Source organism: Pleomorphomonas diazotrophica, assembly GCF_002844595.1.
Taxonomy (GTDB): Bacteria; Pseudomonadota; Alphaproteobacteria; order Rhizobiales; family Pleomorphomonadaceae; genus Pleomorphomonas; species Pleomorphomonas diazotrophica.
Genome location: NZ_PJNW01000002.1, coordinates 1,076,112 through 1,085,905, shown reverse-complemented (window position 1 = coordinate 1,085,905; position 9,794 = coordinate 1,076,112). Strand labels below are relative to the sequence as shown.

General features: G+C 65.3%; 7 protein-coding genes. 2 read left to right on the top strand and 5 right to left on the bottom strand.

From position 1 onward, the window contains the following. Nucleotides 1-34 precede the first annotated feature (34 nt). Both mfd and CXZ10_RS06100 read left to right on the top strand, forming a co-directional pair. Nucleotides 35-3,670 carry a transcription-repair coupling factor gene (mfd, locus tag CXZ10_RS06105; protein ID WP_101288178.1) on the top strand — a complete coding sequence of 1,212 codons (3,636 nt, stop codon included), beginning with the start codon at nucleotides 35-37 and terminating at the stop codon, nucleotides 3,668-3,670. Between the two features lie 126 nt (nucleotides 3,671-3,796). Beyond that, on the top strand, nucleotides 3,797-5,005 hold the full coding sequence (locus CXZ10_RS06100; protein WP_101288177.1) for a GGDEF domain-containing protein: 1,209 nt from the start codon (nucleotides 3,797-3,799) through the stop codon (nucleotides 5,003-5,005). A 7-nt stretch (nucleotides 5,006-5,012) separates the two neighbouring features. Here the strand turns inward: CXZ10_RS06100 and CXZ10_RS06095 are convergent, their stop codons facing one another. The 5 genes from CXZ10_RS06095 to CXZ10_RS06075 form a co-directional block, all read right to left on the bottom strand. Continuing rightward, on the bottom strand, nucleotides 5,013-6,080 hold the full coding sequence (locus CXZ10_RS06095; RefSeq protein WP_101288176.1) for a hypothetical protein: 1,068 nt from the start codon (nucleotides 6,078-6,080) through the stop codon (nucleotides 5,013-5,015). A gap of 49 nt (nucleotides 6,081-6,129) precedes the next feature. Beyond that, entirely contained in the window at nucleotides 6,130-6,480 is a 351-nt protein-coding gene (locus CXZ10_RS06090; RefSeq protein WP_101288175.1) for a metal-sulfur cluster assembly factor, read from the bottom strand. A 4-nt stretch (nucleotides 6,481-6,484) separates the two neighbouring features. Next, entirely contained in the window at nucleotides 6,485-6,730 is a 246-nt protein-coding gene (locus CXZ10_RS06085; protein WP_101288174.1) for a DUF2249 domain-containing protein, read from the bottom strand. Between the two features lie 147 nt (nucleotides 6,731-6,877). Continuing rightward, nucleotides 6,878-8,029, bottom strand: coding sequence for a lactaldehyde reductase (gene fucO, locus CXZ10_RS06080; RefSeq protein WP_101288173.1), 1,152 nt, complete (start codon nucleotides 8,027-8,029; stop codon nucleotides 6,878-6,880). A 294-nt stretch (nucleotides 8,030-8,323) separates the two neighbouring features. Continuing rightward, nucleotides 8,324-9,628 (bottom strand): MFS transporter, encoded by a 1,305-nt coding sequence (locus CXZ10_RS06075; protein WP_101288172.1) that lies wholly within the window; start codon nucleotides 9,626-9,628, stop codon nucleotides 8,324-8,326. Nucleotides 9,629-9,794 lie beyond the last annotated feature (166 nt).

Genomic DNA, 9,794 nt, shown 5'->3' with positions numbered 1-9,794 from the left:
ACCCCTTTCCCTCCTGAGCAGATATCCGTTCGCCATGCCCACGTCCTGGTCCAGCCTGCTGTCCGACTTTTCTGCAGTCACGGTTGCAGCCGTTCCCGACGGCGCCGAAGCGCTGGCGCTGGCCGAGCTTGTAAGGTCGGAAAAGCGGCGAGGTCTTGATGCCGTCTACGTCGCTCGCGACGGCCAGCGGTTGCAGCAGCTCCAGCGCGCGCTGGCTTTCTTTGCCCCGGAAGTCGGCGTGCTGGAGTTCCCCGGTTGGGACTGCCTTCCCTATGACCGGGTGTCTCCGACGCCGGCCGTGGTGGCGCGACGCATGACGACACTGTCGGAGCTGGCGGCGCATGCCGGGGACGCCAGGCCCTTCGTGCTGCTGACCACCGTCAACGCGCTGGTGCAGCGCGTGGTGCCGCCCTCCATGGTGTCGGGTCAGGTGATGACGCTGGCGCCCGGAAACATCGCCGACATGGGCAAGCTCACCGCCTGGCTGGAGGACGCCGGTTTCTCCCGCTCGTCAACGGTGCGCGACACCGGCGAATACGCCGTGCGTGGAGGCATTCTCGATCTTTACGCGCCGGGAACGGAAGCGCCGGTGCGCCTCGATTTCTTCGGCGACCAGCTTGAATCCATCCGCACCTTCGACCCGGAGACGCAGCGCTCCACCGGGCAGTTGAAACGCCTCGACCTCGTGCCGATGAGCGAGGTGCAGATCACGCCGGCCTCGATCAAGCGGTTCCGGCAGGGCTATGTTGCCGCCTTCGGCGCCGCCACGTCGGGCGATCCGATGTATGAGGCGGTGAGCGAAGGACGACGCTACGCCGGCATCGAGCATTGGCTGCCGCTGTTCCACGAGCGGCTCGGCACACTGTTCGATTATACCGGCGATGCGCCGGTCATGGTCGACCCGCTGGTTGACGAGGCGATCAACGAACGCCTGACCGCGGTTGCCGATCACTACGAAGCCCGCCTCGACACCCTGAAGACGGGTGGCTCCGGCGCTCCCTACAAGCCGATGCCGCCGACCACGCTCTACCTCGCCGAGAGCGAGTTGCAGGGTCTTCTAGCCCGGCGCGCCGTTGCCCGTCTGACACCGTTCAACCGGCCTGAACAATCCTCGGTCAAACTGGTGGATTTCGGCGGCAAGACCGGCCGTTCCTTCGCGGCCGAGCGGGCGGCCGGCGACGTCAATATCTTCGACGCGTTGGTGAAGCATATCGCGTCGCTGGCCGCGGAAAAGCGCCGGGTGATCCTCGCCTGCTGGTCGGAAGGCTCACGCGATCGTCTGGCACAGGTCATCCGCGATCACGGGGGGCAGGCGACCGAGCTTGTGGCCCATCTCGATGCGGCGCTCAAGGCGCCGGCCGGCGTGCTTCCGCTCGCCATCCTCGGCATCGAGACCGGCTTCGAGGTGCCGGGCTTCGTGGTCATCGCCGAACAGGATGTTCTGGGCGACCGCCTGGTGCGCGGCGCCAAGAGCCGAAAGAAGGCGGAGAACTTCATCAAGGAGGCGACCAGCCTTGCCGAAGGCGATCTGGTCGTCCACGTCGATCACGGCATCGGCCGTTTCGTCGGCCTCAAGACCATCGAGGCGGCGGGTGCCCCGCACGACTGCCTGGAGATCGTCTACGCCGGCGGCGACAAGCTGTTCCTGCCGGTCGAAAACATCGAGCTTCTGAGCCGCTACGGCTCCGACGATGCCGAGGCTCAGCTCGACAAGCTGGGTGGCGGCGCCTGGCAGGCGCGCAAGGCCCGGCTGAAGAAGCGCATCCGCGAGATCGCCGACGAGCTGATCAAGACAGCGGCCGCTCGTCTTCTCAAGACCGCGCCGGTGCTGTCGCCGCCCGAGGGTCTCTACGACGATTTCGCCGCCCGCTTCCCCTATGACGAGACGGAGGATCAGCTTACAGCCATCGAGGCGGTGGCCGGCGACCTGTCATCCGGCCGGCCCATGGATCGCCTCGTCTGTGGCGACGTCGGCTTCGGCAAGACGGAAGTGGCCCTGCGTGCCGCTTTCCTCGCGGCGATGAGCGGCAAGCAGGTGGCCGTCGTCGTACCCACGACGCTCCTGTCGCGCCAGCATTTCCGCACGTTCCAGGAGCGATTCAAGGGCTTGCCGATCCAGGTGCGGCAGGCCTCGCGCCTCGTGCCGTCCAAGGATCTCGCCGCCACCAAAGCGGGCCTTGCCGACGGCACGGTGGACGTTGCGGTGGGCACCCACGCGCTTCTCGCCAAGGGCATTGAGTTCAAGGATCTCGGCCTGCTGATCATCGACGAGGAGCAGCATTTCGGCGTCAAGCACAAGGAACGGCTGAAGGAGCTCAAGTCCGATGTGCATGTGTTGACGCTCAGCGCCACGCCCATTCCGCGCACGCTGCAACTGGCGCTGACCGGCGTCCGCGAACTGTCGCTGATTGCTACGCCGCCGGTCGATCGCCTGGCAGTGCGCACCTTCGTGACGCCCTTCGACCCGCTGATCGTCCGCGAGGCAATCCTCAGGGAGAAATACCGGGGAGGGCAGGTGTTCTACGTCTGCCCGCGCGTCGCAGACCTCGCCAGCCAGCACGAGTTCTTGGAAAAGCACGTGCCGGAGGTGAAGGTGGCCGTAGCCCACGGGCAGATGGCCGCGACGCAGCTCGAGGACATCATGAACGCCTTCTACGAAGGCCAGTATGACGTGCTGCTGTCGACCACCATCGTCGAATCCGGCCTCGACATTCCCACAGCCAACACGCTGATCATCCACCGCGCCGACATGTTCGGCCTCGCCCAGCTCTACCAGCTCAAAGGGCGTGTCGGCCGCTCCAAGACACGCGCTTACGCCATCTTCACGACGCCGCCGGAAAACCGGGTCAACGCGGTTGCCGACCGCCGGCTCAAGGTGTTGCAGTCGCTCGACACGCTCGGCGCCGGCTTCCAGTTGGCAAGCCACGACCTCGACTTGCGCGGTGCCGGCAACCTGCTTGGTGAGGAACAATCCGGCCACATCCGCGAGGTCGGCTATGAGCTCTATCAGCAGATGCTGGAAGAGGCGGTCGCCCAGCTCAAGGCCGGCATCGTCGACGAAGTTGCCGAGGACCAGTGGTCGCCTCAGATCACGCTCGGTACGCCGGTGATGATCCCCGACCATTATGTGCCCGACCTGCAACTTCGCCTCGGTCTGTACCGGCGCCTTGCCGAGCTGGAGGATGGCGGCTCGATCGACGCCTTCGGCGCCGAGCTGATCGACCGCTTCGGCCCGCTGCCGGAGGAGGTCGAGCATCTCCTCAAGACCATCACCATCAAGAGTTTGTGCCGCAAGGCCAACATCGAGAAGATCGACGCCGGCCCGAAGGGGCTTGTTCTGTCTTTCCGCGACGGCAAGTTCGAGAACCCGGCGGCGCTGGTTCAATACATTGGCGAGCAGGGATCGCTGGCCAAGATACGGCCGGACCAGAAGATCGTGCTCACCCGCGATTGGCCCGAAGCCGAGCAGCGGCTTAAGGGCACCGCGGCCGTTTTGCTGAAGCTCGTCCGCATGGTCGAGGACGCAAAATCCGGCGCATCCAAGACGCTTGCGCCCATCGAGCCGCAGAAGCTGAAGCTCAAGCCGACGCCGCCCCCACCGCCTCCCGCGCCGGTGCCGAAGGGACGATATCCCTCGCTGACGTCGCTCAAAGGAAAAGGGTGGCGCTAAACCTGCCGGAAATTTGGAAATTCTTGGATTTGCGCCCAGAAATTCACACTTTTCTGACACAATTGAGTATTGGAATAGCTCTTCCTGAGTGAGGTGACCCCGCGATACCAAAGCGTGGAGGTCGTCATGAGCGATCTGGTCAGCGTTTCAACCTTATTGTTGATGGGCGTGTTGGGCGGCGCGACGGCCGGCACGGCCTTTGGTTTCATCTGGCTGACGGAGCGCCGCAAGGTTGCGCTGGGCATCTGGGCCGCGTCCCCGTGGTTCGGCGCCGTCGCCTGTGCCTTCTATCTCGTGCGTCCGGTGGTGCCGGACTGGACCTCGGTTCTGTTCGGCAATGCCATGCTGGCCTTCGCCTACGGCCTGATCTGGCTCGGCTTCCAGCTTTTCGAGGGCTGCCGGCCGGTCCTCTGGAAGGCGCTGCTGGGCGCGGTCGCCTGGCTGCCGTTCGTGGCGCTTCCCTTCCTGCGCGACGAGCCGGAACTGCACGGTGCGCTGGCCGCATCCGTCATGGCGGTCTATTCCCTAGCGATCGCCATAAAGCTCTTGCAGCGGCGCCGGATCGAGCCGTTGCCGGCCCGGCTGCCGACGGCCGTTCTGTTCGCCGTTCATGGGGCGATTTATGGGCTCCGGGTGCCGCTATTGATCTTCGCTCCGGAAATGGGCTTCGGCGGCAGCTTCGATCAGTCGCCGCTGTTCGTCGCCGGCGTCGTCGAAGCGCTGCTGTTCACGCTGTTCCTGGTGGTCGCCATGCTGACGCTCCTCGCCCAGCGCGACGCTCGCTTGCATCGGAGAGCCGCCGAGATGGATGCTCTCACCGGCTTGCCGAACCGGACGGCGTTCTTTTGTGCCGCCGAGGCACTGCTGCAGGGCGGCGGCGATCGCGGTGTGCTGATGGTGTTCGATCTCGATCATTTCCGCCTGGTCAACGATCGCTTCGGTCGGGAGGAAGGGGATCGGGCCTTGAAGGCTTTCGCGCAAGTGCTGCATCGAGAGGTGCGGCCGCCCGACATCGTCGCCCGTGTCGGTGACGAGGAGTTTGCGCTGTTCATGCCTTCGATCCGGCTCGACGTCGGCCTGTCGATTGCCGAGTATCTTTGCCGGCGAACCGAGGAACTGAGGCTGATCTCCGAAAGCGGCGAGTATATTCCGCTGACGACCAGCGCCGGCGTCGCCGCGGTGGCTGACGTCGGCCCCGATATAGAACCGTTGATGATGGCCGCCGGCGTGGCATTGACCGAGGCCAAGCGCGTCGGCCGCAACCGCTGCCGCGCCTATCGCGCGTCTTCGACGCTGCATGATCGGTTGATGGAAAACTGGCTCAAGGCGAGTTGAGGGGGTTTCAGGCGGTCGCCGCTTTGGGTCTGACCACCATGGTACCGAGCAGCAGTGCAACATAGGCCACGATGGCGGCGATGGTCAGCCACGCCGGGCAATGCAAGTATTCGGTCGCCTCCACGGCATCGAAGACGATGCGCAGGCCGATCGCGATCTGGAGCAAGGCCGCCGGCAGGTAGAGAACCGGCACGTATCGGACCGGGGCTCCGGTGACGGCTGGCAGGATGATCGGCGCGTGGGCGAACACCATCGACAGGATGAAGCCGACGGCGATGGCATGGATAGCCGCGTCATGGCCGTAGACCGCCTCGCCCGGCGGCAGCAGGTAGAGGCTCGCGGCGGCGACGATCAGCCAGCCGTAACCTGAGATCAACAGCAGGGCGGAGAAGCGCGCAAAGCCCGTGGTGCGCACGGTGCGGAGCGCGATGTCTTCCCTGAGAAGCCAAAGCGCGATGCCGGCGAGCGTGACGGAGAGAAGCGCCGAGCCGTTCCACGGCTGCCCCAACCCGAGCGCCAGCGCAAACAGGATGACGAGAAGGACGAGCAGACCACGAGCCGCCAGCGTCGGCCTGAGGAGCCGCGACAGTTCGATCCGTTCGGCGACGACGGTCAGGATCAGGAATCCGAGCCAGACATAGCCCACCTCCGGCAATGTGCGGTCGGACATCCAGAACAGGGTTCCGAGCGGCCACAGGGCGGCGCCGGCCGTCATCAGCCCGGTGAACAGGGTTGGTAGCTTCCAGGCGGCAAGGCCGGTCAACAGCGTCAAACCCAGACCGGCGACTAGAAACAGCGGCGCGGTTGCCTCGGCATAACCGAAGAGCAGCAGAATGCCGCCCGCCGCCGATACGGCCGGGACCAGGAGCGCCGCGAGGCGGCCATCGGCGACGGCGCGCTCCAGCGAAATCAACGTGCCGAAGAAGCCCGAGGCCATGATCGCCCCGTGCATGTCCGCGGTATCGCCGACCGGCGCAACCACGCCCAACCGGGCAAGGCCACCGGTGAGGCCGGCGACCAGCGAAGCCGCTGCGGTCACGGCCAGGGCGATGCGGAGAAACGGGGTGAGTTTCATTTGGAGCTCCGCAGAAGACTCGGAATGGATATTGGGTCTCGTCGGCTTTTCAGCGACCGAAAAGGCCGGCGGCGAGCTTCGACACGGCCGCCTCGAAGCGCGAGGGCTGGCGCTCGAAGCGCGAGCGGACGGCGGGATCGGCAAGTTCCGGCGACCAGACGGCTGCCTTGTCGATCGCGACGGTTACTGTCCATCCGGCGCCTAGGGCCTTTTCCACCGCGGCGCGGGCATTCTCGCCGATGAGGCTGCCCAGCGGGCAGGTAGGCGTCGTCATCATCAGCTCGACATGGACGGTGCCGTCGCCGATATCGAGGCGGCGGACGAGACCCAGCGCGACGATGTCGATGCCGAGCTCGGGATCGTCGACCGTCGCAAGAGCGGCGAGGATCTGCGGCTTCATGATCTCACCTCCGGGTCAGTCGGATGCGCCAGATCTCCGGGCCCTGTTCGATATAGTCCCAGCCGAACCCGACCAGGGTGCGTTCCTCGAAATGCTGGCGCAGCGGAACGGGATCGAAGCTGTTGACGATTTCCATCGATTGCCCGGGTTCCAGGGCATCGAAGCTCTCGATGATCGTGGCACGGCGCAGCTCGCAGGGCAGCCGCCGCACGTCCAGTGTGGTAGTTGGGTTGACCGTATCAAGGGACATCGGTGCTCTCCGTTGTTCGATGATTGCACCTTACCGGGCCCGCTGCCCGCTCTCGTTGTCGCGCCGCAAAGTCCGGAGACGGAAACGCAGACGGCGCCCCGGAGGGCGCCGCCAATGGTCTTTCATATGGTCCGCAGGCCGATGGGCTCAGAGGATGGACCTGTAGAGCGCCTCGATCTCGGAAACGCTTGTGTCGCGCGGGTTGCCGCCGGTGCAGACATCGGCGAGCGCTGCCTTGGCGAGATCCGGAACGTCTCCGGCGTTGACGCCCACCTCGCTCAGCCGGGCGGGAATGCCGACATCGGTGGAGAGCTTCTGAACCGCCGCCACGGCCGCCTTGCGCACCTCGGCGATCGGCATGATCTCGGTGCCGACAACGCCCAGAGCCGCCGCGATATGCCGGTATTTCTCGCCGGTGAAGTCGGCATTGTAGGCCATGACCGTCGGCAGCAGCACCGCGTTGGCGACGCCGTGCGGCGTGTTGTAGAAGGCGCCGAGCGGATGGGCCATGGAGTGGACCAGGCCGAGGCCAACGTTGGAGAAGCCCATGCCGGCCACATACTGGCCGAGCGCCATCTCCTCGACGCCCTTGGCGTCACCGGCGCAGGAGGCGCGCAGCGAGCGGCCGATGATCTCGATCGCCTTGATGTGCAGCGCGTCGGAGAGCTCCCAGGCGCCCTTGGTGATATAGCCTTCGATGGCGTGGGTCAGCGCATCCATGCCGGTGGCGGCCTTGAGAGGTGCCGGCATGGTGGCCATGAGTTCGCTGTCGATGATGGCCACCACCGGAATGTCATGCGGGTCGATGCAGACGAACTTGCGACGCTTCTCCTCGTCGGTGATCACGTAGTTGATGGTCACCTCGGCGGCCGTGCCGGCGGTGGTCGCCAACGCAATGATCGGCACCGACGGCTTCTTGGTCGGCGCAAATCCCTCAAGGCTGCGTACGTCGGCAAACTCGGGATTGTTGGTGATGATGCCGATCGCCTTGGCGGTATCCTGTGGCGAGCCGCCGCCGATGGCGATGAGATAATCGGCTTTGGCCGCCGCGAAGGCGGCAACGCCCTCCTTGACGACGCCGATGGTCGGGTTGGGCATCACCTTGTCGAACAGCTCGTATTTGAGGCCGGCGGCCTCCAGGAGGCTGGTCACCTTGGCAACGGTGCCGGCCTTGACTAGCACCGCATCGGTGACGACCAGCGCCTTCTTGTAGCCGCGGCGCTGCACCTCGCCGACCAGCTCGGCACGGGCGCCGGCGCCGAAATAGGACGTCTCGTTGAGAATCATGCGATGGGCCATGCTCTGTTCCTCCTGAGGCCGCTTTTCCCGGCCCGTCGATGGCTGTGACGGGTAGGGCTTGGGTCGCCTCGAAGGATTGACCCTCGACATGAAGGCGCCCGAGGCTGAACCAAATTGAAAGCTATTGGCTCGCCTTGGCGCTCACAACTTCGCATGAATCCCTAGAATTTGATCGAAAATGATCATTTTTGATAACTTCGACCGAAAATTGAAGATAGTCATCAGCAATTCAGGGCCGGATGACTAGATCGGGCCACTGAATGCCGCAGGGAAACATCTGCAGTCGCTGATCGATCAGTCGAGCGCTTGGCGTCGGGTCTCGGCGTCGATCCGCGACGCTGCCACGGCGGCGAGAATTAGCAGCACGGCGAACAGCGCCACCGCTGCGCCGAAGCTGCGCGCGATCAAGAGCGACAGGAGAGATGGAGCCAACAGGCCGCCGAGCCGGGCCATGGCGCCGGCGGCGCCCATGCCGCTCGCCCGTGCCGCCGTCGGATAGAGTTCCGGCGTGTAGGCGTAGAGCGCACCCCAGGTGCCGAGGAGCGAGAAGCTCATCAGCAGGATGGCAGTCGCCACCAGGGTTGCATTGCCGGCCACCACGAACAGCGCGCATCCGGCCGCCGACAGCAGCAGGAAGGCCACCAGGGTCGGCTTGCGGCCAGCCCGCTCGACGCCCCAGGCGGCCAGCGCGTAGCCCGGAAGCTGGGCCAGCGCGACGATGACCAGGAAGCCATATCCACGCACGAAGCCGAAGCCTTCACCGGCAAGGCGGGCCGGCATCCACGTGAAGATGCCGTAGTAACTGAGCGACACCAGGAACCAGATGGCGAGCATCAGCAGCGTTCGCGGTCTGAGTTCCGGCGACAGCAGCCGGACGGATTGCGGCGCCTCGCCCGACGCCAGTGGTCCGGAGAGCGGCGCCTTGCCGTTGGCCGTCAGAACCCGGTCAATGACGGCGCGTGCCTCATCGCCCCGGCCCCTGCGCAACAGATAGAGTGGGGACTCCGGAACCATCAGGCGAAGCCAGAAGCCGACCAGCGCCGGGACGGCCGTCACAAGGAAAATGGTCCGCCAGGCATCCGTCAGACCTGCCGACGCGGCAGCCCAGGCGGCGAGTGCCACGATGACCGTGCCCACCGCCCAGAAAGCCTCCAGCATGACCAGCCAGCGTCCGCGCCGGTCCGACGGCAGGAACTCCGCCATCATGGCGTAATCGACCGGCAGCGTGCCGCCCACGGCGGCGCCGGTCAGAAAGCGGGCGATGAGCAGCAGCTCGAAACTCGGCGCGAACACCGAGGCAAGGCCGAAGACGCCGTCGCAGGCGACGGTGACCAGCAACACTCGCCGGCGGCCGATGCGGTCGGCAAGCCGGCCGAACAGGGCCGCGCCGATCATCATGCCCAGGAAGAACAGGGTGCCGGTCTGCAGCGCTTCCGGCACCGAAAGACCGAAACTGGCGGCGATCGACGGGGCCGTGAAGCCGACCGCCAACACCTGCATGGCATCCGCCGCCCAGACCAGGCCGAAGATGCCAAGGAGACGGCGCTGGAACGGGCCGATGCCGGCTTGATCAAGAGCGGAATCGATAGCGACCGGCATGGCGGCACCTCAAAGGGAGCGTTGACGCCCTCTTACTAGACGAAAGTCGCAAAAAGGAAAAACCAAACCTTTACCGAATTCGCACTTTCCAACTATCCCAGCCGGAGCGAACGCGACTTCGTGATCGTCCCAAGGGTGACTAATACTAAAGTCGTATGGTATGTTG

What these genes read in the sequence shown, in the direction of transcription:
- mfd (WP_101288178.1), top strand. Translation starts at nt 35, where the DNA reads ATGCCCACGTCCTGGTCCAGCCTGCTGTCCGACTTTTCTGCAGTCACG.
- CXZ10_RS06100 (WP_101288177.1), top strand. Translation starts at nt 3,797, where the DNA reads ATGAGCGATCTGGTCAGCGTTTCAACCTTATTGTTGATGGGCGTGTTG.
- CXZ10_RS06095 (WP_101288176.1), bottom strand. Translation starts at nt 6,080, where the DNA reads ATGAAACTCACCCCGTTTCTCCGCATCGCCCTGGCCGTGACCGCAGCG.
- CXZ10_RS06090 (WP_101288175.1), bottom strand. Translation starts at nt 6,480, where the DNA reads ATGAAGCCGCAGATCCTCGCCGCTCTTGCGACGGTCGACGATCCCGAG.
- CXZ10_RS06085 (WP_101288174.1), bottom strand. Translation starts at nt 6,730, where the DNA reads ATGTCCCTTGATACGGTCAACCCAACTACCACACTGGACGTGCGGCGG.
- fucO (WP_101288173.1), bottom strand. Translation starts at nt 8,029, where the DNA reads ATGGCCCATCGCATGATTCTCAACGAGACGTCCTATTTCGGCGCCGGC.
- CXZ10_RS06075 (WP_101288172.1), bottom strand. Translation starts at nt 9,628, where the DNA reads ATGCCGGTCGCTATCGATTCCGCTCTTGATCAAGCCGGCATCGGCCCG.